This window comes from Pseudomonas sp. B6001, from assembly GCF_013386015.1.
Classification (GTDB): Bacteria; Pseudomonadota; Gammaproteobacteria; order Pseudomonadales; family Pseudomonadaceae; genus Aquipseudomonas.
Genome location: NZ_JACAOX010000024.1, coordinates 66980 through 89749 on the forward strand (window position 1 = coordinate 66980; position 22770 = coordinate 89749).

The window sequence follows — 22770 nt, forward strand, 5'->3', positions numbered from 1 at the left end:
AAGGGCCATGTCAGTCAATGACACGGCCCTTTTTCATTGCCCTCAAGACAGCTCGGCAGCCGCCTGGCGTCCATACCGACGCTGGACATACGCCGCCCCGGCAATCATCACCACCAGCACCGCCGCCAACACGGCCGACGAGCCGATGGTGCCAAAGTCCAGCCCGCCCTTTTCATGGGGTTTGGTCAGGAAGTCACCCAGGGTTGCGCCGAACGGCCGGGTCAACACAAACGCCACCCAGAACAGCAGCACCGACGAAATCCGCGTGAAGTATTTAAGCAACACCACCACCGCGATACTCGCCCCGATCAGCAACGCGCCACCAGCGAACCCCAGCCCGGAATCATCCGCGAGGAAATCACCCAGCGCCGTGCCCAGGGTGTTGGAGAACAGAATCGCCATCCAGTAGAACAGCTCACCGCGAAAGGTCTGCACCTTGTTCACGTTCAGCGAGTCGCCGCTGATACGCCACAGGGCAAAGATCGCCACCAGGATCGACACCAGAATCATCGAGCCCGTGGCATAACCCAGCCCCAGCGTGCGGTCCATAAAGTCCGACATGGTGGTGCCGGCGGTGCTGGTGGACAGGATCACGATCCAGTACAGCACCGGGTTGTAGGTTTTCGACCAGAGTTGCGTCACCAGAGTGACCAGGAACACGCTGATCAGGATCATCGAGCTGATGGCGTAACCGACATTCAAGGTCATCGACAGCAAGTCCCCGGCGGTTTCGCCCAGGGTCGTGGCGCAGATTTTCATGACCCAGAACGCCAGGGTGATCTGAGGAAGTTTGTTCATTGTGCAGAAGGCTCCAAAGGCTCAGTCGTTCAATCGGTCGACTTATAGGGGGTGTCGACCTGGCGCGCAGACTGACCCGGGAGCTGTGAAAAATAGGTGGGGGCTGTATGAAAATTCCATATGGATGATAGAAATCCGCCGCGCCGGATTGCACTATGGTGCCCTCCCCAGAACCGCGCAGCAGGAACCCCGGCCATGTCCGACGATATTCATTTCTACGAACCCGCCAACGGCCACGGCCTGCCCCATGACCCGTTCAATGCGATTGTCGGCCCGCGCCCGATTGGCTGGATTTCGTCCCACGACAGCCAGGGCCGCTTGAACCTGGCGCCCTACAGTTTCTTTAACGCGTTCAACTACATTCCGCCGATCATTGGGTTTTCCAGTGTCGGGCGCAAAGACAGCCTGAACAACATCGAACAGACCGGTGAGTTCGTGTGGAACCTGGCCACCCGCCCGCTGGCCGAGCAGATGAACCAGAGTTGCGCGCCGGTATCACCCGAGGTCAACGAGTTTGAATTGTCGGGCCTGACGCCGGTGGCTTCAAAGGTGATCGCCGTGCCTCGCGTGGCCGAAAGCCCGGTGTCGTTCGAGTGCAAGGTGACGCAGATCATTCAACTGCAGCGCGCCGACAAACAGCTGGTGCCAAGCTGGTTGGTGCTCGGCGAGGTGGTCGCGGTGCATATTGCCAAGTGGCTATTGAAAGACGGGGTGTACGACACAGCTGCCGCCCAGCCGATCCTGCGTGGAGGTGGCCCGGCGGATTATTTTCAGTTGGGGCCGGAAGCGCTGTTCAAAATGTACCGCCCAGGCGCCACGCAACGCTGATTGGAACGAGATAAAAATGTGGGAGCGGGCTTGCTCGCGAAGGGGGCGTATCAGTCAATGCATATGCCAACTGATCCACCGCATTCGCGAGCAAGCCCGCTCCCACACAAGCCCGCTCCCAGATTTGGATCAGCGGTGTTTTTAGTTGGCGGAAGTTGCCCAAGAGAGCTGACCGTCTTCATCTACATCGACCAAGCGCTCCAGTTGCAGAGCTGCGGCATCGTCGGCGTCGGAGGCAGTCTTGAACGTCTGTCCATCGAGGATCTTGTGAAAGCGCGGTGCGCCCATGCCATCCAGCGCCTTGACGGCGATGGCGGCGCTATAGCCACCCTCTTCTTCACGCACCAAGGCGGAAACGGCTTCGTGGTGGGCAAACTCTTTACGTGCCATGTTGCAGGTCCTGGCCAATGGGAAAGGCGGCCATTCTAAAGCACTAGCCCGCCAGTTGCAGGTACTCGCCATAGGCATTGGCCGCCGAGGCGTCGGTAAAGGTCTGGAAGTCCATGCTGCGAACCACCATGTCATTCAACAACTCGGTGAAGACCATCAGCGCCGGCGAGCTGAAGTAGGCACTCATCGCCTGCTCGCTGCTCCAGAAGCCCGACACCAACCACACATCCGGGTCGGCCAGGGAGTGCTGCAACGAGAATTGCAGGCAACCCTGAGCCTGGCGGCCCGGTTCGATCAAACTGCTCAAGCGTGCACCCAGTTCGGTGCTGTACCCGGTACGGGCACGGATAAAGGCCATATGGCTCGCGGGAATGGGGGTGGACATGTTCGACTCTCCCGTTGAGAAGTGATGCTCGGCAAGCACTGTGAGGGCGTGTTGCCACAGGATCAAAGATACGGGCGCGGGTGTGGATGCGGTTAGTCAATTCCTGCTGGCTTATTGCACAATCCTGCGAGATACGTAGATATAGCAATCGGCCTGCGAAGTTTATTCCCGGCATGACTGCCGTATTTCAGGGGCATGACAGGCCCCGGCTTGCCTGATTCACGATTTTTCGCAGGATCAGGCAAGGATTGTGCAGAATCGAAATACCGCTTTTTGCAAAGCCGCCCTTAAGCTGTGCCCATCGTCAAAGCACCAGAGGATGTCCCATGTCGTCGCCCGAACTTCGCTCCAAACCCCTCGACGCCGATATGGAAAAGCAGCGCGCAGAACTCGCCGGCATCGTTCGCCGGCATACCTGGGAGGATGGTTCCTACGGCACGGCGATCACGTCGCTGTATCTCAACCGCCATAACTCCCCGCGTGAATTCACGCCGGTGCTGGTTGAACCCGCGCTGTGCATCCTCGCCCAGGGCAGCAAGGAAGTGCGCCTGGCGGATGAAGTCTTCGCCTACGACCCGCTCAATTACCTGGTGTTTTCGGTAGCGATGCCGGTGGCCGGGCGCATCCTTGATGCCACGCCGGAAGACCCCAACCTGTCGATTCGGGTGAATATCGACCCGGCACAGATCACCGCACTGATTGCCGAAGCCGGGCCGATGGGCGTGCCCCCGCGCCCGACCTCCCGAGGGATGTATGTCGACCGCCTGGACAGCCAGCTACTGGACGCCGTGCTGCGCCTGACCCGATTGCTCGACGCACCGAAAGACATCGCAATGCTCGCGCCGCTGATCAATCGGGAAATTCTCTATCGCCTGTTGCGCGGTCCACAGGGTTATCGGCTGTATGAAATTGCCGTCGCCAACAGTCAGAGCCATCGGGTGAGCCAGGCGATCACCTGGTTGAACGGCAACTACGAACAGCCCCTGCGCATTGATGACCTGGCCAAGGAAGTGAACCTCAGCGTCTCGACCTTGCACCACCGCTTCAAGGCGATGACCGCCATGAGCCCGCTGCAGTACCAGAAGCAACTGCGTTTGCAGGAGGCTCGGCGGTTGATGATCGCCGAGGGCCTGGAAGCCTCGGCGGCGGGGTATCGGGTGGGCTATGAGAGCCCATCACAGTTCAGCCGCGAATACAGCCGGCTGTTTGGTGCGCCGCCGTTGCGGGATCTGGCCAGGTTGCGCCAGAGCGTCTAACCACGGTTATAACACCGGATACTAATAATGTGGCGAGGGAGCTTGCTCCCGTTGGACTGCGCAGCAGTCCCATCTTTTGGGGCCGCTTCGCGCCCCAACGGGAGCAAGCTCCCTCGCCACAAGTACTCAATCAGCTGCGGTATTGGTGGTGTTCAATCCAGGCCACGAGGCAGTTGCAAGGTCACCCGCAAACCGCCCTCCCGCAGATTCTGCAAACTCACTTCACCGCCATGGCTGTGGGCAATGTTGCGGGCGATGCCCAGGCCCAGGCCGTAACCCTGTTGCTGCCCGGCCAGGCGGAAGTGCGGCTCGAAGACCTGCTCCAGGCGCTGTTCCGGCACGCCCGGGCCTTCGTCGTCGACGTGGAGGATGAACTCCGCGCCATCGTCTTCAATGTGCAAATGGGCGTTCTGCCCGTACTTCAGGGCGTTGTCGATCAGGTTGCCGATGCAGCGCTTGAGCGCCAGCGGCTTGCCCGGGTACGTCGTAAGTGCCCGACCATGTTGGGTCACGCGCCCATTGCCGTTGGGCGCCAGGTACGGCTCCACCAGGCAGTCGAGTACGTGGTTGAGGTCCACCGGTTCGATGTTTTCGTGGATGTCGGTGTCCTTCACGCACTGCAACGCGCCTTTGACCAGCAACTCCAGTTCATCCAGGTCGCGGCCGAACTTGGCTTGCAGGTTCTCGTCTTCCAGCAATTCCACCCGCAACCGCAGGCGTGTGATGGGTGTGCGCAGGTCGTGGGAAATGGCGCTGAACAGCTGGCTGCGTTCGGTCAGGTAACGGCTGATGCGTTCGCGCATGGCATTGAACGCGCGGCCTACTTCCACCACTTCGCTGCCGCCGCCTTCGGCCACCGGCTCCACGTCGGCGCCCAGGGACATGTCCCGCGCCGCCCTCGCCAGGCGCTTGAGTGGACGGCTTTGCCAGTGCACCAACAGGCCGATAAACAGCAGCAGGAAGCCGCTGGTGAGCACGATAAACCACACCTGCTGGTATGGCAGGCCTTGTTCTTCGAGGCTGGTATAGGGTTCGGGCAGCAAGGAGGCAATGTAGAGCCATTCGCCCTGGGCCAGCTGGATCTGGGTGACCAACACCGGCGGATTCACCGGTTCCAGGGTCAACGCGTAATGCGCCCAGGAGCGCGGCAACTCATCGAGTTTCAAGCCGGCGTTGAAGATGCGCAGGTCTTCGGCGCTGACGAACTCCACCGAAACATGCACGTCGCTGCCCAGGGTCTGGCGCAACACTTCTTCGACAGCACCGAGCACTGCATGCTTGCGCGGGGTTTCCGGCAATACCGCCATGTCCAGGGGCTTATCGTTGAGCGTCACCACAAACCGGGTACCGCCCATGCTGCGCAACTGGTCCAGTACCAACGGCCGGAAGGCCACCGGCAACGAGCGGAAATAACTGACGCTGGCGGTCATCGAATGCGCCAGGCTGCGGGCGGCGGTTACCAGGCCTTCAAGCTGGGTAGCGCGCAATTGCGAGACCCAGATCACGCTGGACAACGCCTGGGCAAACAGCACCGCCAACAGGGTCAGCAGTAACATCCGCCCCAGCAGCGAACGCGGTACCGGGATGCGCCGGCGCAGTTCACGCAGGCGCTCAGTGGGCATTGCCGGCAACCACGCTGGCTGCCAATTGATAGCCACTGCCGCGCACGGTGCGGATCAGCCGGGGTGGTTTTTCGGTGTCGCGCAGGCGTTGGCGCAGACGGCTGACGGCCATGTCGACAATCCGGTCCAGGGGCATCAGGTCGCGGCCACGGGTGGCGTTGCCGATGGTGTCGCGGTCGAGGATTTGCTGGGGGTGGTCGAGGAACAGTTTGAGCAGGGCAAAATCGGCGCCGGAAAGAATCACTTCCTCGCCGTCGACGTGGAACAGCCGGTGGCTGACCATGTCCAGGCGCCACTCGCCAAACACCAGCACCTCGCCGCCGCTGCGCTCCTGGCCAAACTGGCAGCGCCGCAACAAGGCCTTGATACGGGCCTGCAACTCACGGGGGCTGAAGGGTTTGCCGATGTAATCGTCGGCACCCAGCTCCAGGCCGATGACGCGGTCGGCTTCGTCGGAACTGGCGGTGAGCATGATGATCGGCACCTGGGCCTGGCGCGGGTGCTGGCGGATCCAGCGGCAGAGGCTGAAACCGTCTTCGTCCGGCAGCATCACATCAAGGATCACCAGGTCGCACGGGGCTTCGTTCATCGCCTGGCGGAACCCCGCGCCATCCGGCACGCCGCGCACCTGGAAACCGGCGCGGCTGAGGTAGGTTTGCAGCAACTCGCGGATTTCCTGGTCGTCGTCGACCAGGAGAATGGATTTACTGATTACGCTCACGGGGTCCTCCTTGTTGTTATGGCCAAGCTTAAGTCATTTGTTGCCCTTGAGGCCGCCTTCGCGAGCAAGCCCGCTCCCACATTCGACCTCATTCATCCAGTTGGAATGGGATTGAATGTGGGAGCGGGCTTGCTCGCGAAGAGGCCATCACTGCCTACGCAAATGCCTGCTCAAGCGCCACACCAGCACCTGTCAACCCTGAATACGGTGCCGTCACCAGCCACACCGGAATGCCTTTGAAGTAGTCGCTCATGCAGCCCTTGTCGCCAAAACTCCTGGCAAAACCACTCTTGATAAAGAAATCGGCAAAGCGCGGGATCACCCCACCCACGATGTACACGCCACCACGACCGCCGGTGGTCAGCACGTTGTTACCGGCAACGCGGCCCAGCCAGATACTGAACTGGTCCAGCACTTCCAGGGCTATCGGGTCACCCGCCAGGCCAGCGGCAGTGATGGCTTCGGGAGTTTCCAGAACCGCCTCGTGACCGTCCACCGCGCAGATCGCCCGGTACAACCTGGGCAAACCGCCACCGCTCAAGGCAGTTTCAGCGCTGACATGGCCGATCTCATTGTAGATGTGCTGCCACAGCTGGGCTTCACGCGGGCTGCTCACGGGCAGGTCGACATGGCCGCCCTCCCCCGGCAATGCCGCCCAACGGCCATGGCCGAGGTCGAGCAAGGTGCCCACGCCCAGGCCAGTGCCCGGGCCAATCACCACCGCAGGGCGCAACGGCTCCGGCGTGCCTTCGCACACCACGCGGAATTCGTCGGGCTTCAGGCGGGTCATGCCCAGGGCCATGGCCGAGAAATCATTCACCAGCAGCAGCTCGTCTACCTGCAAGGTCTTGCAGAACGCAGTCTTGCTCAGGCGCCAGTGATTGTTGGTGAATTTAAATTCATCTCCACTCACCGGCCCCGCGACCGACAGGCACACCGCGCCAATCGAGCCGATGGCCAAGCCTTCTTCCTTCAGATAGACCTGGATCGCCTCCTCCGGGCTGGCATGATCCGCCGTCGCATGGACGCGGATCGAATGCAGCTCCTGATCCCGCCACAACGCAAAACGGGCGTTGGTACCACCGATATCACCGACCAGCGCTAGCTTCACTTAAGTGTCTCCAAGGCAGAGGTAAAGGCGCTGGCGCCCTGCTCTGCGGAGCTTGCAGCCAAACGCATAAACGCAAACAACTCGCGACCGGCCCCCACGTTATTGCCCAGAAGGCCCGTGGCAGGCGCGCGCGCGGCAAATTCTTCGGCGTCCACCTTAAGCTCCAAGGTGCCTTTGACGCCATCCACGCGAATGATATCGCCATCGCGCACACGTGCCAGTGGCCCGCCGCTCTGGGCTTCGGGGTTGACGTGAATCGCGGCGGGAATCTTACCCGAGGCGCCGGACATGCGCCCGTCTGTTACCAACGCCACTTTGAAGCCACGATCCTGCAACACGCCGAGGAACGGGGTCATCTTGTGCAATTCCGGCATGCCGTTGGAGCGCGGGCCCTGGAAACGCATCACCGCAACAAAGTCTTTTTCCAACTCACCGGCCTTGAACGCGTCGGCCAGGTCTTGCTGGTCCTGGAACACCACGGCCGGGGCTTCGACGATTTGATGTTCGAGGGCCACGGCGGAGACCTTCATCACACCCCGGCCGAGGTTGCCTTCCATTACCCGCAGGCCGCCTTCCGGAGAGAACGCACGGGCCACGGGACGCAGGATGGTTTCGTCGAGGCTTTCGATCGGGCCTTCACGCCATACCAGCTCGCCGTCCACCAGGAACGGTTCCTGGGTGTAGCGGCTCAGGCCATGACCGGCCACGGTGTTGACGTCGTTGTGCAGCAGGCCGGCTTCCAGCAGTTCGCGGATCAGGAACGACATGCCTCCCGCCGCCTGGAAGTGGTTGATGTCGGCCTTGCCGTTTGGATACACGTGGGACAGGGTCGGCACCACTTCGGAGAGGTCGGCCATATCATCCCAAGTCAGGATGATGCCCGCCGACATGGCGATGGCCGGCATGTGCAGGGTGTGGTTGGTGGACCCACCAGTGGCGTTGAGGGCGATGATGGAGTTGACGATGGATTTCTCGTCGACGATCTCGCCGATCGGCGTGAAGCTGCCGTTGGCCTTGGTCAGGCGCGTGACCTGGTGCGCGGCTTCGCGGGTCAGGGCGTCACGCAGCGGCGTGTACGGGTTGACGAACGAGGCGCCCGGCAGGTGCAGGCCCATGACTTCCATCAGCAACTGGTTGGTGTTGGCGGTGCCGTAGAAGGTGCAGGTGCCCGGGCTGTGGTAGGACTTCATCTCCGATTCCAGCAGCTCTTCGCGGGTGGCCTTGCCTTCGGCGTAGCGCTGGCGCACGTCGGCTTTCTGTTTGTTGGAGATCCCCGACGGCATCGGGCCGCCCGGTACGAAGATCATCGGCAGGTGGCCGTAGCGCAGGGCGCCCATCATCAGGCCGGGGACGATCTTGTCGCAGATACCCAGCATCAGCGCGGCGTCGAACATGTTATGGGACAGCGCTACCGCCGTGGACATGGCGATCACTTCGCGGCTCAGCAGGCTGAGCTCCATGCCTGGCTCGCCCTGGGTCACGCCGTCGCACATGGCGGGGGTACCGCCGGCGAACTGGCCAACAGAACCGACTTCACGCAGGGCCTTTTTGATTTGCTCGGGGAAATGTTCGTATGGCTGGTGGGCCGACAGCATGTCGTTATATGACGAAACAATTGCCACGTTGGCGGCGTTCATCATGCGCAGGCTGTTTTTGTCTTCGGTGCCACACCCGGCCACGCCGTGGGCAAAGTTGGCGCATTGCAGCTTGCCGCGCATCGGGCCGTCGCTGGCAGCGCCGCGAATGAGCGCAAGGTATGCCTCACGGGTTGCACGGCTGCGGGCGATAAGCCGTTCGGTGACCTCAAGTACGCGGGGATGCATGTATAGAACTCCAGGCTAACGGATGTGGCGACCTGAGTGTCTATGCTGGTCAAAAGCCCGCCGCGAAGAGGTTGGCAGGGTGTTGCTTGACCAATCGGACCAGTTGATTCAGGTCACTCGTTGTAGATTGAACAAAATATTGCCACTAAAAAGGCTTGTTTTCTATTTTTATGCGAATAATCTTGTAATTCTTACAACAAATCGACGACAGGCACCTTCCAATGACTCTACGTATCGCTATCAATGGTTTTGGCCGTATTGGCCGTAATGTCCTGCGCGCACTTTATACCCAAGGCTACCGTCAGGATTTGCAGATCGTCGCCATCAACGATCTCGGCGACAGCTCGATCAATGCCCACCTGCTTAAATACGACACCGTCCACGGTACTTTCGACGCAGAGGTCGCTCATGATCAGGAAAGCCTGACCGTGAACGGTGACCGGATTGCCGTGAGTGCCATTCGCAACCCGGCCGACCTGCCGTGGGCTGCGCACAAGGTGGACGTGGTGTTCGAATGCACCGGTCTGTTCACCGACCGTGACAAGGCCGCCGCCCATATTACCGCCGGCGCGCGCAAGGTAATCATCTCGGCCCCGGCCAAGGGCGCCGATGCCACCGTGGTGTACGGGGTAAACCATGACATTTTGCGTCAATCCCACCAGATCATCTCCAACGCTTCCTGCACCACCAACTGCCTGGCGCCCGTGGCCCAGGTGCTGCACCGCGAGCTGGGCATCGAAAGCGGCCTGATGACCACCATCCACGCCTACACCAACGACCAGAACCTGACCGACGTCTACCACACCGACCCGTACCGCGCGCGCTCGGCCACCCAGAACATGATCCCGAGCAAGACCGGCGCTGCCGAAGCCGTGGGCCTGGTGCTGCCGGAACTGGCAGGCAAGCTGACCGGCATGGCCGTGCGTGTACCGGTGATCAACGTGTCGCTGGTGGACCTCACCGTGCAACTGAAAAAAGAAGCCAGTGCCGAGCAGGTCAACGCGCTGCTGAAAGAAGCCAGCCAGCACTCGAAAATCCTCGGCTACAACACCCTGCCGCTGGTTTCCAGTGATTTCAACCATAACCCGCTTTCGTCGATCTTCGACGCCAATCACACCAAGGTCAGCGGCAAACTGCTGAAAGTGCTGGCCTGGTATGACAACGAGTGGGGCTTCTCGAACCGGATGCTGGATAACTGCCTGGCGCTGTGCAACGCCGAGTAATGCTCGGCCTGTAGGAGCGAGCTTGCTCGCGAAAAACGCAAAACCACCGCGTTTATTCAGGATGCCAGCGATATCGTTGACGCCCTTCGCGAGCAAGCTCGCTCCTACAGTAATCCAAAGTGCCACTTGCCATTTGCGTTGATGATAAGCATTATCATTCGCTGCAAATCGGTCTGGTATCACTGTGAGCCAATCTCGTTTCAACCAAGTCTTCCTCACCCAACGGGTGATTTTGCTGCGCACCTTGCAGCGGATGGTGAATAACCACAGCACCGCCGAGGACCTGTTGCAGGAAACCTACCTGCGCGTTACCCGGGCCCTGAGCGAACGGCCGATCGACCACCTCGAACCCTTTGTCTACCAGACGGCGCGCAACCTGGCGCTGGACCACCTGCGCGCCCGCAGGATTCAGGCCCGCACCCTGCAGGAAGATGTCCCGCTGGACGTCCTGCAAAGCGTCGCCTCCCCCGTCAGCACCCCCGAAGACGCGACACAGGCCGAGCAATTGCTCGAGCACCTGAGTGTCAGCCTCGGCCAGTTGAGCGCCCGCCAGCAGCAGATATTCATCCTCAGCCGCCTGCACGGTTGCAGCTATCAGGAGATCGCCGACAAGCTCGACGTGTCCCTGAGCACCGTGCAGAAGGAACTGAAACTGATCATGGCCATCTGCATAGGTGTGGCCGAAAGACTGGATCGCCCTTAAGCTTTGTCGGCACAGTCTGTAGGACTATTGATTAAAACGTGGCGAAGACCCGAGGAACACCGTGACGGAACCGAATAAACGGCACCCCCATGAGCTGGCTCATGAGGTGTTGCAAGACGCGGCCATGGACCAAGCCCTCGACTGGCTGATCGCGTTGCAGTGCCCGCAACCCGGGCAGCAGGCGGAATTTGAAGCCTGGCTCGCCAACGACCCGTTAAACGCCGAAGCCTTCATCAAGGCCCAGACTGCCTGGGGCGGCGCGCCGGTTCACAGCGCTGCCGTCGCCCTGAATGCTCCACGCAAACCCAGCGCCTGGCGCCGTATCAAACCGCACTGGAAGCCCCTGGCCACTGCCGCTGTGTTGCTGCTGGGCCTGTTCAGCTTCAGCAACCTGCCTATGCGCCTGCAGGCCGACCATCTGACCGTGGTGGGCGAGCGCCAGCGCCTGCAACTGGACGATGGCTCGAAAGTGTTGCTCAACACCAATTCAGCCTTCTCCAGCAGCATCAAGGACCACCAGCGCATCGCCCGCCTGTATCAGGGCGAGGCGTTTTTCGAAGTGCTGCCCAGCCGTGGCCTGCCCCTGGAAATCGACGCCGGCCCGGTGCGCGCCAGCGTGAGGGACACCTCTTTCGCGGTGCGCTACTTGAACGGTGAAGCCCAGGTTCAGGTACAGCGCGGTGATGTCGACCTGAGCAACACGTTTGACGACGCGCGGGTGCGCCTGAGCGCCGGTGAAAGTATCCGCATCGGGCCCAAGGGCTTCGGCCAACCGGCCAAGCTCGACACCACCAAGGACCTGGCCTGGGTCGACGGCCGGTTGATCTTCGAAAACTGCCCGATGAGCGAAGTACTGGCCGAATTGCGTCGCTACTACCCCGGCTGGATCGTCAACAACAACGACAGGCTCGCCAGCGTGGCCGTCACCGGCAATTACCGGCTCGACCAGCCGCTCGACGTGGTGCGCTCCCTGGCCCACATCACCTCGGCCAAGCTCTCGGAATACCCGGCGCTGGTGATCCTGAACTAAATGAGAATTATTTTTACTCGATAGCCAGCGACGATACGTCTCGTTATAGCCAATGCAACTGATTCCTATTTGATTCAGTGCGCAACTATAAGATTCGTACCTTCCGGAGCGCTCTCGATGTCGTCTCGTTTCAACCGCCGGTCCTCTTCGCCCGTTCGCCGCCAGGGCTTGTCGCTGCTGACGGCCGCAATCCTGTTGGCCGGTGCGCCCGTCATGGCCGCCACCGCCGCCGAGCCTGCCAGCCGCAGCCAGGGCAATTACAGCTTCAGCATCGAGCAGCAATCCCTGGTCTCGGCGCTGAACGCCTTCACCGCGGTGACCGGCTGGCAAGTCGGCCTGCCGGCAGAACTGGGCCAGGGTGTGTCGTCCCCTGGCGTGCGCGGCTCATTGCCGGCGGATAAAGCCCTGGACCGGCTGTTGGTGGGGACCAACCTGGGTTATCGCAAACTGGGCAACAACAACATCGTGCTGGAAAAACGCGTCGCCGTCGGCGCCATCACCCTGCAACAGATGACCATCAGTGCCACCCGCCAGGAACAGGCCGTGGACAGCGTGCCCAGCACCGTGACCGTGCACGACCGCGAAGAACTGGACCGCCAGAACGTCAACACCATCCGTGAACTGGTGCGTTATGAGCCAGGTGTTTCGGTGGGCGGTGCCGGCACCCGCTCCGGCAATGCTGGCTACAACATTCGCGGGATCGACGGCGACCGTATCCTGACCCAGGTGGACGGCGTCGAGGTGCCGGACAACTTCTTCAACGGCCCCTACGCCAAGACCCGCCGCAACTACGTCGACCCGGAAATCGTCAAGCGCGTGGAAATCCTGCGCGGCCCGGCCTCGGCCTTGTACGGCAGCAGCGCCATCGGCGGCGCGGTGAGCTACTTTACCCTCGACCCCAACGACATCATCAAGCCCGGGCAGGACTACGGCGCACGCCTGAAGACCGGCTACAGCTCCGCCGATGAGAGCTGGCTGACCTCCGGCACCGTCGCCGGTCGCGTGCAGGACTTCGACGGCTTGCTGCACCTGAGCCAGCGCAACGGTCACGAGATGGAATCCTACGACGGCAATAACGCCACCGGCCTGGCCCGCACCGGCGCCAACCCGGAAGATGCGCGCACCACCAACGTGCTGGCCAAACTGGGTTGGAACTACGGCGAAGACAACCGCCTGGGCCTGACCTACGAGAAGTTCAAGGACGATCGCGACACCAACCTGAAAAACGCAGTGGGTGGCCCGTTTGTCGGTGGCCAGGGCTTCAATTTCTACCGCGGCCGCACGGGCAACGACACCATCACCCGCGAACGCTTCGGCATCGAAAACAAGTTCGCCCTCGACTCGCCGATTGCCGATCACATCAAGACCAGCCTCAACTACCAGATCGCCAAGACCGACCAGACCACCGCAGAAATCTACCAGCCATCGCGCAAGGTATTGCGCACCCGCGAGACCCTGTACGAAGAGAAGCAGTGGGTATTCGACGCGCAGTTGGACAAGGCTTTCAGCATCGGCGAAACCGACCATGTCGTGACCTACGGCACCACCCTCAAGCAGCAGAAAGTCACCGGTTCCCGTGAAGGCGCCGCGACCTGCCTGGCGGTCGGCGCAGGCTGCACCGCCATCGGTGCACCAAGCCCGTCGGCCGCCGACAGCGTGAAAAAAGCCAGCGACTTCCCCGACCCGACCATCAACTCCTACGCGCTGTTTGCCCAGGACCAGATTGCCTGGGACAAGTGGACCTTCCTGCCCAGCGTACGGTACGACTACATCCAGCTCAAACCCAAGCTGACCCAGGAATTCCTCAATACCGTTGACCCGACACGCATCTACGACCACAGCGATTCGGAAAAGAACTGGCACCGTGTAACGCCAAAATTCGGCATCACTTATGCCCTGACCGAGCAATACACCTGGTTCGGCCAATACGCCGAAGGCTATCGCACGCCATCGGCCAAGGCCTTGTATGGCCGCTTTGAAAACCTGCAGCAGCGCTACACCGTCGAACCCAACCCGGACCTCAAGCCGGAAAGCAGCCGGGGTGTCGAAACCGGGATTCGCGGCAACTTCGACTCGGGCTCGTTTGATGTGGCGGTGTACTACAACAAGTACCGTGATTTCATCGACGAAGATGCCTCGGTTGCCGGTGGCACCGTCCAGCAGTTCGAAGCCAACAACATCAAGCACGCCACCATCAAGGGCGTGGAGGCCAAGGGCCGCTTGAGCCTCGACGCATTCGGCGCACCGCAGGGCCTGTATACCCAAGGCTCGATTGCCTACACCTACGGGCGCAATGACGACAACGGCGAACCGTTGAACAGCGTCAACCCGCTCAAGGGCGTGTTCGGCCTGGGCTATGACCAGCAGAACTACGGTGCTCTGGTCAGCTGGACCCTGGTCAAGAAACAGGACCGCGTCGACAGCACCACCTTCTTCGCCCCTGACGGCAACAGCGCCAACGGCCCGTTCAAGACCCCGGGTTTTGGCATCGTCGACCTGACCGGCTTCTACAAAGTCACCAACGACGTGACCATCAACGGCGGCCTGTACAACCTGACGGACAAGAAATACTGGAACTGGGATGACGTGCGCAGCTACGACAGCGTCGGCGAAGCCGGTGTGACCGGCCCGGCCAACCTCGACCGCCTGACCCAGCCGGGCCGCAACTTTGCGATCAACCTGATCTGGGACATCTGATCCACGGAGCCTCACCCCGGCGCGATTTAATCTGCGCCGGGGTGAGGATTTTTTACTGTGACGCGTCTTCTGGTTCGTCTAGTTCATAACAGCCTGGCAACCAGACGCTTTCTCTTCTCAAGGACTCCCCGATGACCGCCTCCCCTACCGCAGAACGTGCAGCCCTGCGCTCCCAGCGCCTGAACCAGATCACCAATGAACCGCACACCAAGCTCGATGCGTTGGTGAAGGCCCATGCACCGTTTGAAACCCAGGCCAACTTCGCCCGCTTCGTGGTCGCGCAATACCTGTTCCAGTCGGAGCTGGTGGCGCTGTACAACGATGCCGAGTTGATCAAGATCGTCCCTGACCTCGCCGAACGCTGCCGTGCCGAAGCGGCCAAGCTGGACCTGGGCGACCTGGACACCGAAGTACCGGCACCGGTGGCCGGCGCGGTGAAAAACCCGAGCAAGGCCGAAGCCCTGGGGTGGCTGTTCGTGTCCGAAGGTTCCAAGCTGGGCGCCGCGTTCCTGATCAAGCGCGCCGTGGGCCTGGGCCTGAGCGAAACCTTCGGTGCCCGTCACCTGGGCGAGCCGGCAGGTGGTCGCGCTGAAGGCTGGAAGCGCTTCACCCGCACCCTCGACGCACTGGAATTCACCGCTGAAGAAGAAGCCGAAGTGGAGAAAGGCGCGATTGATGCGTTCGTGCGCTTCACCGTGTTGCTGGAACAGGCGTACGCTAGCGCCCCTGAACTGGCCTGATTCCCTGATTGGAATGCAATCAAATGTGGGAGCGGGCTTGCTCGCGAATGCCGTGGTTCAGTCACCAGATATATTGACTGAACCACCGCATTCGCGAGCAAGCCCGCTCCCACATTTTGATCCGGTTTCACTTTGAATCCTTCGTAAATCCATCCATGCAAACCGCACCCATGACCGGCAAAACCCAATCCTCATCCAAAATCGCCCGCGTCCTGTTCGGCCTGCTGGCCTACGTCAGCCTGGGCATCGGCTTGATTGCGATTGTGGTACCGGGCTTGCCCACCACCGAATTCATCCTGCTGGCCGCCTGGGCCGCCACCAAAAGCTCGCCGCGCCTGAGTGCCTGGCTGGAAAACCACCGGCTGTTCGGGCCGATCCTGTTCAATTGGCGCAATGGCAGGATCATCGCCCGCCGGGCCAAAGTCAGCGCCACCGTGAGCATGCTGCTGTGCGCCGGCCTGATGCTGGTGATGCTCGACCACGGCTGGCCGATCTACCTGGCCATCGCCGGAATGAGCATGGGCAACCTGTGGATCTGGTCGCGACCGGAACGTCTCCCGCAACCCACCTGACACCCCCCACTACCGCTCATCGGCTCCCGCTCATGAACTGCCGGCCCAAGCCGATGTTCCGGGCATAGCGCCGAATGGACTCGCCTGAGCTTGCATACTAATAAGTCCATTCGCGGGTACTTCTATGTTCGACACCCTCTCCATTCGCTTGAAAATCGTGCTGTTGTCCGGTCTGTGCTTGCTGGGGGTGATCGCCCTGGTGGTCGGCATGAACCTGTACCAGACCAACCAGAACGACGAACTCATCAGCGATTCAAGCTCGCGAATGCTCACCGACAGTGTGCAGAACCTGCTGCAGGCCAAGGCCGCCGAACAAGCAGTACAACTGCAAAAGACCTTCGGTGAAAGCCTGTTGGTGGTGACCGCCCTCGCCGACCAGATCAAGGACCTGCGCACTCTGGCCGCCAAGCGCTCGCTGGATGCCGGGGCCTTGCGTGAAGAACTCAACCACAGCCTGAAAACCGCCTTCGACCGCAACACCAAGGTGCTCGGCATCTGGCTGTCATTCGAGCCCAACGCTCTCGATGGCAAAGACAGTGAATTCGTCAATGATGCCGCCCGTGTGTCCAACGAAAAAGGCCGCTTTTCCAGCTACTGGAGCCGCGCCGGCGGTGAAGGCCTGAACACCGTGATGGTCGAGGATGACCTGACCAAGACCAGCCTCAACCTCAGCGGCACGCCCTACAACATCTGGTACACCTGCCCGCGGGACACAAAAAACACCTGCCTGCTGGACCCGTATGAAGACACCGTGGCCGGCAAGCCGGTGTTGATGACCACCATTTCCCTGCCGCTGCTGGTCGACGGCAAAGTGATCGGCGTGGTCGGTGTGGACCTCGCCCTCAATGCCCTGCAAGCGGCGACCAATGCGGCGCAAAAAGAACTGTTCAACGGCGCCGGAATTCTCGAAATACTGTCCGGTAACGGCTTGATCGCCGGCTACAGCGGCGAGCCGGCCAAAGTCGGCAAAAACCTGGTGGACACCCTCGGTGCCGAAGGCAAAGAGATCGTGCAACTGCTGTCCAGCGATACCCGCAAGATCCGCGAGGAAGACGGCACGATTCGCGCCGTGTACCCGGTCAAACCGATTGCCGACGCCAAATCCTGGGGCGTGGTAATCAAGCTGCCCAAACAAGTGCTGCTGGCAGACTCGCTCAAACTCCAGGCGGTGCTCGACAAGGCTCAGGCCAGTGGCACCGTCAAGGCGTTGCTGGTAGGCGCAGCCGCCGGGCTGCTGGGCCTGTTGCTGATCTGGCTGACCGCCACCGGCGTGACCCGGCCGATCAACAGCGTGGCCGCCATGCTCAAGGAAATCGCCAGCGGCGACGGCGACCTCACCCAGCGCCTGGCCTACGGTAAAAAAGATGAACTGGGGGAACTGGTGAACTGGTTCAACCGCTTCCTCGACAAGCTGCAGCCGACCATCGCGCAGATCAAGCAAAGCATCACCGAAGCCCGTGGCACCGCCGACCAGTCCTCGGCAATCGCGCGCCAGACCAGCGAAGGCATGCAGGTGCAGTTCCGTGAGATCGACCAGGTGGCCACCGCCTCGAATGAAATGAGCGCCACCGCCCACGACGTGGCCAACAGCGCCTCCAACGCCGCCAGCGCGGCCCGCGGCGCCGACCAGTCAGCCCGCGAAGGCATGCAGATCATTGAACGCAGCACCCGCGACATCACCACCCTGGCCGAAGAAGTCAGCAAGGCCGTGACCGAAGTCGAAGCCCTGGCGGTGAACAGCGAGCAGATCGACTCGGTACTGGAAGTGATCCGCAGCATCGCCGAACAGACCAACCTGCTGGCCCTGAACGCTGCGATTGAAGCGGCGCGAGCCGGGGAAAGCGGGCGCGGTTTTGCGGTGGTGGCCGACGAGGTGCGCAACCTGGCCAAGCGCACCCAGGATTCAGTGGAGGAGATTCGCCTGGTGATCGAACGCATCCAGACTGGCACCCGTGGAGTGGTGGCGACCATGCATTCGAGCCAGACCCAGGCGCAGAACAACGCCGGGCAGATTCATCAGGCGGTGCAGGCCCTGGGCAAGATCAGCGATGCGGTAACGGTGATCAGCGACATGAACCTGCAAATCGCCAGCGCCGCCGAGCAGCAAAGTGCGGTGGCCGAGGAGGTCAACCGCAACGTCTCGGCAATCCGCACAGTGACCGAAACCCTGACCGGCCAGGCCACCGAATCGGCGGCCATCAGCAGCCAGCTCAACGCCCTGGCCAGCCAGCAGATGAAGCTGATGGATCAGTTTCGGGTTTGACCCGGGCTTGAAGCCAGTAAGCACCAAATGTGGGAGCGGGCTTGCCCGCGAATACGGTGGATCAGTCGGTACATGTATTGACTGACACACCGCATTCGCGCGCAAGCCCGCTCCCACACAAGCCCGTCCACATTAAAGTTGCGGTGCCTTATTGACCCGTCCAGGCCGCCACAAACGGCGCGAGGTCTTCTTTCGGGGCCGTACGCGGCGGGTTTTGTGGGGTGCCCAGGTAGAGGAAGCCAATCACTTCCTCATCCGCCTTCAGCCCGAGGCCTTTGGCGACATGGGCCGAGTACGACAACTCACCGGTGCGCCACACCGCGCCGATCCCCTGGGCGTACGCCGCCAGCAGAATCCCGTGAGCCGCACAGGCCGCCGCCAGCAGCTGCTCGGATTTTGGCACTTTGAAATGTTCCTGCAGGCGGGCAATCACCACCACCACCAACGGCGCCCGCAGCGGGCCGTTCTGCGCCTTGTCGATCGCGGCCTGGGGCGCGTCGGCGTCCTGCAGGCGGGCGGCTTCGGCCAGCAGGGTGCCCATGCGCTCACGTGCCGCACCTTCCACCGTCAGGAAGCGCCAGGGCCGCAGCTGGCCGTGGTCGGGCGCGCGCATGGCAGCGGCGAACAGCAGGTCGCGCTGCTCCTGGGTCGGTGCCGGGTCCAGCAGTCGCGGCACGGAAACACGGTTGAGCAAAGCGTCGAGAGCCTGCATTAGCCACCTCCAGAGAAAAATGTGCGGTCATTCTAGCGGGAATGAATCGGATACCACCAAACGATAATTGCTCTTATTCAATCCGCCCTGCCCTGTTAGACTTTGCGGCCTTATTTTCAGCCTACGTTCAGGAAGACTGATGTCCCGTTCGCCCCTTCGCCTGTCTGCACTGTTGATGGCCTTGAGCCTGAGTGCCTGCGATGACGCCCCGCGATTCACCAAGGCCGAGCCTGGTGAAGCGCGTGCCGGTGGCGCGACCACGGTGAGGAAGACCGACCAGAACGCCTTCTCCCTGCCCTCGGCCAACCTGTCGCCCACCCGGCGCCTGGACTTCAGCGTCGGCAACAGTTTCTTTCGCAGCCCTTGGGTGATTGCCCCGTCCACCACCACTGCCCGCGACGGGCTGGGCCCGCTGTTCAATACCAATGCCTGCCAGAACTGCCATATCAAGGATGGCCGTGGGCATCCGCCATTGCCCGATGCGCCCAACGCGGTGTCGATGCTGGTACGCCTGTCGATTCCCGATGCACCGCCCTATGCGAAGGTCATCGAGCAACTGGGTGTAGTCCCCGAACCGGTCTACGGTGGGCAATTGCAGGACATGGCCGTGCCCGGCGTCGCCCCGGAGGGCAAGGTGCGGGTCGACTACACACCGGTCAACGTCCGCTTCAAGGACGGCACCGTGGTCGAATTGCGCAAGCCGGCCCTGCAAATCACCCAGCTCGGTTATGGGCCGATGCACCCCGACACGCGCTTCTCGGCGCGGGTTGCACCGCCGATGATCGGCCTGGGGCTGCTCGAAGCGATCCCCGACGCCGACATCCTGCGCAACACCGACCCGAAAACCGCCGACAAGGAAGCCATCGTCGGGCGGGCGAATTGGGTCTGGGACGACGCGCAACACAAGACCGTGCTCGGTCGATTTGGCTGGAAAGCCGGGCAACCGAACCTCAATCAACAAAATGTTCACGCGTTCTCTGGTGATATGGGCCTGACCACCTCCCTGAGACCGTTCGATGACTGCACCGATGCACAAGTGGCCTGCAAACAGGCGCCCAACGGCAATGGCCCGGATGGCGAGCCTGAGGTCAGCGACAATATCCTGCGCCTGGTGCTGTTCTACACCCGCAACCTGGCCGTCCCCGCCCGCCGCGACGTCAACGCACCGCAAGTGCTGGCCGGGAAAAACCTGTTCTACCAGGCCGGTTGCCAGGGCTGCCACACCCCGCAATTCACCACGGCGCCCACCGCCGCCGAACCTGAATTGGCTAACCAGGTGATTCGCCCCTACAGCGACTTGCTGCTGCACGACATGGGCGACGGCCTCGCCGACAACCGCAGCGAATTCAAGGCCAGTGGCCGCGACTGGCGCACGCCGCCGTTGTGGGGCATTGGCCTGACGCAAGCCGTCAGTGGCCACACCCAGTTCTTGCATGACGGCCGCGCCCGCAACCTGATGGAGGCCGTGCTGTGGCACGGCGGTGAAGCCCAGGCGGCGCAGCAGCATGTGTTGTCGTTCAATGCAGAGCAGCGCGCCGCGTTGCTGGCATTTCTGAATTCTTTATAAGCTTTGTCCTAATTACAGAAGGGAGCTCGACATGTTCCGTCCCAAGTTGTTGTTCACCAGCCTGGCCGCCCTCGCCCTCGGTGCGTGCTCGCCCCAGGACCCGCAAGCGGTGACCTCGGCGGCCATCGCCAAGCAAGTGATCCTGCCGACCTACAGCCGCTGGGTTGAAGCCGACCGCCAACTGGCCGTCAGCGCCCTGGCCTACTGCCAGGGCAAGGAAAGCCTGGAGACCGCCCGCGCCGACTTCCTGCACGCGCAAAAGGCCTGGGCCGAGTTGCAACCGCTGCTGATCGGCCCGCTGGCCGAGGGCAACCGCTCGTGGCAGGTGCAGTTCTGGCCGGACAAGAAAAACCTGGTGGGTCGTCAAGTCGAGCAACTGGTGACCGCCCAACCACAGATCGACGCCGCCACCCTGGCCAAATCCAGCGTCGTGGTGCAGGGCCTGTCGGCCTACGAATACATCCTCTACGACGCCAAGACCGATCTGGCGGACGAGACGCAAAAAGCCCGCTACTGCCCGTTGCTGGTAGCCATCGGCGAGCGCCAGAAACTGCTGGCCGAAGAGATCCTGTCGAGCTGGAACAGCACCGACGGCATGCTGGCGCAGATGACCAAGTTTCCTAACCAGCGCTACGCCGATTCCCACGAAGCCATCGCCGACCTGCTGCGGGTTCAAGTGACTGCGCTGGACACCCTGAAGAAAAAACTCGGCACCCCGATGGGCCGCCAGACCAAGGGCATCCCGCAACCGTTCCAGGCCGATGCGTGGCGCAGCCAGTCGTCCCTGCAAAGCCTGGAAGCCAGCCTGGCTGCCGCCCAGACCGTCTGGGTCGGCGTCGACAACAAAGGCCTGCGCGGCCTGTTGCCTGCCGATCAAAAGCCCCTGGCTGACAAGATCGACGCCGCGTATGCCGCCTCCCTGAAACTCTTCGCCAGCAACCAGCGTACGCTGAATGAAATGCTGGCCGACGATGCCGGGCGCCAGCAACTCAACGATATCTACGACAGCCTCAACGTCGTCCACCGCCTGCACGAAGGCGAGCTGGCCAAGGCGCTGGGCATCCAACTGGGCTTTAACGCCAACGACGGTGACTGATGATGCTCAGGCGACAGGCTTTGGCCCTCGGCAGCGTGCTGCTCAGTGCGATCACTTTGGGCGGCTGGACGCTGTTCAAGCAGAAGGGCAAAAGCCCGCTGCTGCTCTCGGCGCGGGATGACAGTGATGGCAGGCACTACGCCGTCGGCTTTCGCCTGGACGGCAAGCAGGTATTTGCCACCGAGGTCGGCCAGCGCTGCCACGACATCATCAACCACCCGACGCTGCCGATTGCGCTGTTTGTCGCCCGCCGGCCCGGCACCGAGAGTTACCTGATCGACCTGCGGGACGGGGCGCTGTTGCAAACCATCACCTCCAAGGCCAATCGCCACTTTTACGGGCATGCGGTGGTGCACAAGGATGGCGAGTGGTTGTATGCCACAGAGAACGACACGTCTGACCCGGGTCGCGGTTTGCTGGGGGTGTACCGGTTCGAGGGTGAGCGGCTGGTGCACACCGGGGAGATTTCTACCCATGGGATTGGGCCGCACCAGGTGTCGTGGATGCCTGATGGCGAGACGCTGGTGGTGGCTAACGGCGGGATTCGCACTGAGGCTGAGAGCCGGGTGGAGATGAACCTGAATGCCATGGAGCCGAGCCTGGTCCTGATGAAGCGCGACGGGACGCTGTTGAGCAAGGAGACCCTGGGCCAGCAGATGAACAGTGTGCGGCATATGGGGATTGCCAGCGACGGGACGATCCTCGCGGGGCAGCAGTTCATGGGGGCGTCTCATGAGCGGTCGGAGTTGCTGGCGATCAAGCGACCAGGGCAGCCGTTTGTGGCGTTTCCGGTGGCGGACGAGCAGTTGCAGGCCATGGGGCATTACACGGCCAGCGTAGCGGTGCACAGTGAGTTGCGGCTGGTGGCGTTGACGGCGCCTCGGGGGAATCGGTTCTTTATCTGGAACATGGACAGCGCGCAGTTGCTGCTGGACGGGCCGTTGCCGGATTGTGCCGGGGTGGGTGCGGTGGCTGACGGGTTTGTGGTGACTTCCGGGCAGGGCCGTTGCCGGTTTTATGATTGCCGGCAGGTGCCGTTGGTGGGCAAGCCGCTGGAGTTGCCGGCGGGGCTTTGGGATAACCATCTGCATCTGGTTTGATTGGGGGGCTGATTGGGGGCATATCCGTTGCTGCGGTAACGGCCACTTATGGTTCCGCTCTTACAGCGGGTCACTTTTGGAAAAGAGCCCCAAAAGTAACCAAAAGGGCTCTTGCCCCACCACTCGGCACCTC

At 61.8% G+C, this 22770-nt stretch carries 20 protein-coding genes and 2 pseudogenes; 13 read left to right on the top strand and 9 right to left on the bottom strand.

Going from position 1 to position 22770, the window contains the following annotated elements; translation table 11 throughout:
* Nucleotides 1-42: 42 nt before the first annotated feature.
* Nucleotides 43-798: a hypothetical protein gene (locus HX821_RS25285; RefSeq protein WP_177036707.1), complete on the bottom strand. Its 756-nt coding sequence runs from the start codon at nt 796-798 to the stop codon at nt 43-45.
* Nucleotides 799-993: 195 nt separating this feature from the next.
* Here HX821_RS25285 and HX821_RS25290 point away from each other — a divergent pair, with 195 nt between their 5' ends.
* Complete coding sequence (locus HX821_RS25290; RefSeq protein WP_087694636.1) at nt 994-1626, top strand: flavin reductase family protein; 633 nt, start codon at nt 994-996, stop codon at nt 1624-1626.
* 141 nt (nt 1627-1767) lie between these two features.
* On the opposite strand, the gene HX821_RS25295 is transcribed toward HX821_RS25290, so the two are convergent.
* Both HX821_RS25295 and HX821_RS25300 read right to left on the bottom strand, forming a co-directional pair.
* Nucleotides 1768-2016, bottom strand: coding sequence for a hypothetical protein (locus HX821_RS25295; RefSeq protein WP_003214132.1), 249 nt, complete (start codon nt 2014-2016; stop codon nt 1768-1770).
* Between the two features lie 43 nt (nt 2017-2059).
* Nucleotides 2060-2401, bottom strand: coding sequence for an antibiotic biosynthesis monooxygenase family protein (locus HX821_RS25300; protein WP_003214130.1), 342 nt, complete (start codon nt 2399-2401; stop codon nt 2060-2062).
* Between the two features lie 326 nt (nt 2402-2727).
* Here HX821_RS25300 and HX821_RS25305 point away from each other — a divergent pair, with 326 nt between their 5' ends.
* Complete coding sequence (locus HX821_RS25305; protein ID WP_003214128.1) at nt 2728-3657, top strand: AraC family transcriptional regulator; 930 nt, start codon at nt 2728-2730, stop codon at nt 3655-3657.
* 29 nt (nt 3658-3686) lie between these two features.
* Here HX821_RS25305 and HX821_RS32095 read toward each other — a convergent pair.
* From HX821_RS32095 to edd, 5 genes and pseudogenes are all read right to left on the bottom strand, one after another.
* A pseudogene (locus HX821_RS32095) lies at nt 3687-3788 on the bottom strand (N-acetyltransferase); the annotation flags it as partial.
* A 21-nt stretch (nt 3789-3809) separates the two neighbouring features.
* Nucleotides 3810-5279, bottom strand: a complete 1470-nt coding sequence (locus HX821_RS25310; RefSeq protein ID WP_003214126.1) for an ATP-binding protein — start codon at nt 5277-5279, stop codon at nt 3810-3812.
* Entirely contained in the window at nt 5269-6000 is a 732-nt protein-coding gene (locus tag HX821_RS25315; protein WP_003214124.1) for a response regulator, read from the bottom strand. Before HX821_RS25315 ends, HX821_RS25310 begins: the two co-directional genes overlap by 11 nt.
* Nucleotides 6001-6154: 154 nt before the next feature.
* Nucleotides 6155-7111, bottom strand: coding sequence for a glucokinase (locus HX821_RS25320; protein WP_003214122.1), 957 nt, complete (start codon nt 7109-7111; stop codon nt 6155-6157).
* Nucleotides 7108-8934 carry a phosphogluconate dehydratase gene (gene edd / locus HX821_RS25325; protein WP_003214119.1) on the bottom strand — a complete coding sequence of 609 codons (1827 nt, stop codon included), beginning with the start codon at nt 8932-8934 and terminating at the stop codon, nt 7108-7110. Before edd ends, HX821_RS25320 begins: the two co-directional genes overlap by 4 nt.
* A gap of 221 nt (nt 8935-9155) precedes the next feature.
* Here edd and gap point away from each other — a divergent pair, with 221 nt between their 5' ends.
* The 8 genes and pseudogenes from gap to HX821_RS32105 all read left to right on the top strand — a co-directional run bounded on the left by gap (nt 9156) and on the right by HX821_RS32105 (nt 18162).
* Complete coding sequence (gap, locus tag HX821_RS25330; protein ID WP_003214117.1) at nt 9156-10157, top strand: type I glyceraldehyde-3-phosphate dehydrogenase; 1002 nt, start codon at nt 9156-9158, stop codon at nt 10155-10157.
* Nucleotides 10158-10341: 184 nt separating this feature from the next.
* Complete coding sequence (locus tag HX821_RS25335; RefSeq protein WP_003214115.1) at nt 10342-10860, top strand: RNA polymerase sigma factor; 519 nt, start codon at nt 10342-10344, stop codon at nt 10858-10860.
* A 61-nt stretch (nt 10861-10921) separates the two neighbouring features.
* On the top strand, nt 10922-11890 hold the full coding sequence (locus HX821_RS25340; protein ID WP_087694633.1) for a FecR domain-containing protein: 969 nt from the start codon (nt 10922-10924) through the stop codon (nt 11888-11890).
* A gap of 117 nt (nt 11891-12007) precedes the next feature.
* Complete coding sequence (locus HX821_RS25345) at nt 12008-14587, top strand: TonB-dependent receptor (RefSeq protein ID WP_102369803.1); 2580 nt, start codon at nt 12008-12010, stop codon at nt 14585-14587.
* Between the two features lie 131 nt (nt 14588-14718).
* Entirely contained in the window at nt 14719-15327 is a 609-nt protein-coding gene (locus HX821_RS25350) for a biliverdin-producing heme oxygenase (RefSeq protein WP_003214109.1), read from the top strand.
* A 170-nt stretch (nt 15328-15497) separates the two neighbouring features.
* A complete protein-coding gene (locus HX821_RS25355; protein WP_003214107.1) occupies nt 15498-15899 on the top strand; it encodes a YbaN family protein in 402 nt (133 codons plus the stop codon).
* Nucleotides 15900-16164: 265 nt separating this feature from the next.
* A pseudogene (locus HX821_RS32100) lies at nt 16165-17304 on the top strand (HAMP domain-containing protein); the annotation flags it as partial.
* 102 nt (nt 17305-17406) lie between these two features.
* Nucleotides 17407-18162: a methyl-accepting chemotaxis protein gene (locus tag HX821_RS32105; RefSeq protein WP_371316416.1), complete on the top strand. Its 756-nt coding sequence runs from the start codon at nt 17407-17409 to the stop codon at nt 18160-18162.
* A 148-nt stretch (nt 18163-18310) separates the two neighbouring features.
* Here HX821_RS32105 and HX821_RS25365 read toward each other — a convergent pair whose 3' ends face one another.
* On the bottom strand, nt 18311-18874 hold the full coding sequence (locus HX821_RS25365) for an NAD(P)H nitroreductase (protein WP_003214103.1): 564 nt from the start codon (nt 18872-18874) through the stop codon (nt 18311-18313).
* A 139-nt stretch (nt 18875-19013) separates the two neighbouring features.
* Between HX821_RS25365 and HX821_RS25370 the strand changes: the two genes are divergently transcribed.
* Genes HX821_RS25370 through HX821_RS25380 form a run of 3 tightly spaced genes read left to right on the top strand, consistent with a single transcriptional unit; the run spans nt 19014 to nt 22637 of the window.
* Entirely contained in the window at nt 19014-20441 is a 1428-nt protein-coding gene (locus tag HX821_RS25370; RefSeq protein WP_008435515.1) for a di-heme oxidoredictase family protein, read from the top strand.
* Nucleotides 20442-20472: 31 nt separating this feature from the next.
* The gene (locus HX821_RS25375) at nt 20473-21537 is read left to right on the top strand and encodes an imelysin family protein (RefSeq protein ID WP_102369806.1); all 1065 of its coding nucleotides are present in this window, start codon (nt 20473-20475) and stop codon (nt 21535-21537) included.
* Between the two features lie 2 nt (nt 21538-21539).
* A complete protein-coding gene (locus HX821_RS25380) occupies nt 21540-22637 on the top strand; it encodes a DUF1513 domain-containing protein (protein ID WP_177036716.1) in 1098 nt (365 codons plus the stop codon).
* The last annotated feature ends 133 nt before the right edge of the window (nt 22638-22770 follow it).

Excerpts from the sequence above, each read along its gene's own strand:
- HX821_RS25285 (WP_177036707.1), bottom strand. The coding sequence starts at position 798 with ATGAACAAACTTCCTCAGATCACCCTGGCGTTCTGGGTCATGAAAATC.
- HX821_RS25290 (WP_087694636.1), top strand. The coding sequence starts at position 994 with ATGTCCGACGATATTCATTTCTACGAACCCGCCAACGGCCACGGCCTG.
- HX821_RS25295 (WP_003214132.1), bottom strand. The coding sequence starts at position 2,016 with ATGGCACGTAAAGAGTTTGCCCACCACGAAGCCGTTTCCGCCTTGGTG.
- HX821_RS25300 (WP_003214130.1), bottom strand. The coding sequence starts at position 2,401 with ATGTCCACCCCCATTCCCGCGAGCCATATGGCCTTTATCCGTGCCCGT.
- HX821_RS25305 (WP_003214128.1), top strand. The coding sequence starts at position 2,728 with ATGTCGTCGCCCGAACTTCGCTCCAAACCCCTCGACGCCGATATGGAA.
- HX821_RS25310 (WP_003214126.1), bottom strand. The coding sequence starts at position 5,279 with ATGCCCACTGAGCGCCTGCGTGAACTGCGCCGGCGCATCCCGGTACCG.
- edd (WP_003214119.1), bottom strand. The coding sequence starts at position 8,934 with ATGCATCCCCGCGTACTTGAGGTCACCGAACGGCTTATCGCCCGCAGC.
- gap (WP_003214117.1), top strand. The coding sequence starts at position 9,156 with ATGACTCTACGTATCGCTATCAATGGTTTTGGCCGTATTGGCCGTAAT.
- HX821_RS25345 (WP_102369803.1), top strand. The coding sequence starts at position 12,008 with ATGTCGTCTCGTTTCAACCGCCGGTCCTCTTCGCCCGTTCGCCGCCAG.
- HX821_RS25350 (WP_003214109.1), top strand. The coding sequence starts at position 14,719 with ATGACCGCCTCCCCTACCGCAGAACGTGCAGCCCTGCGCTCCCAGCGC.
- HX821_RS25355 (WP_003214107.1), top strand. The coding sequence starts at position 15,498 with ATGACCGGCAAAACCCAATCCTCATCCAAAATCGCCCGCGTCCTGTTC.
- HX821_RS32105 (WP_371316416.1), top strand. The coding sequence starts at position 17,407 with ATGCAGGTGCAGTTCCGTGAGATCGACCAGGTGGCCACCGCCTCGAAT.
- HX821_RS25365 (WP_003214103.1), bottom strand. The coding sequence starts at position 18,874 with ATGCAGGCTCTCGACGCTTTGCTCAACCGTGTTTCCGTGCCGCGACTG.
- HX821_RS25370 (WP_008435515.1), top strand. The coding sequence starts at position 19,014 with ATGTCCCGTTCGCCCCTTCGCCTGTCTGCACTGTTGATGGCCTTGAGC.
- HX821_RS25375 (WP_102369806.1), top strand. The coding sequence starts at position 20,473 with ATGTTCCGTCCCAAGTTGTTGTTCACCAGCCTGGCCGCCCTCGCCCTC.
- HX821_RS25380 (WP_177036716.1), top strand. The coding sequence starts at position 21,540 with ATGCTCAGGCGACAGGCTTTGGCCCTCGGCAGCGTGCTGCTCAGTGCG.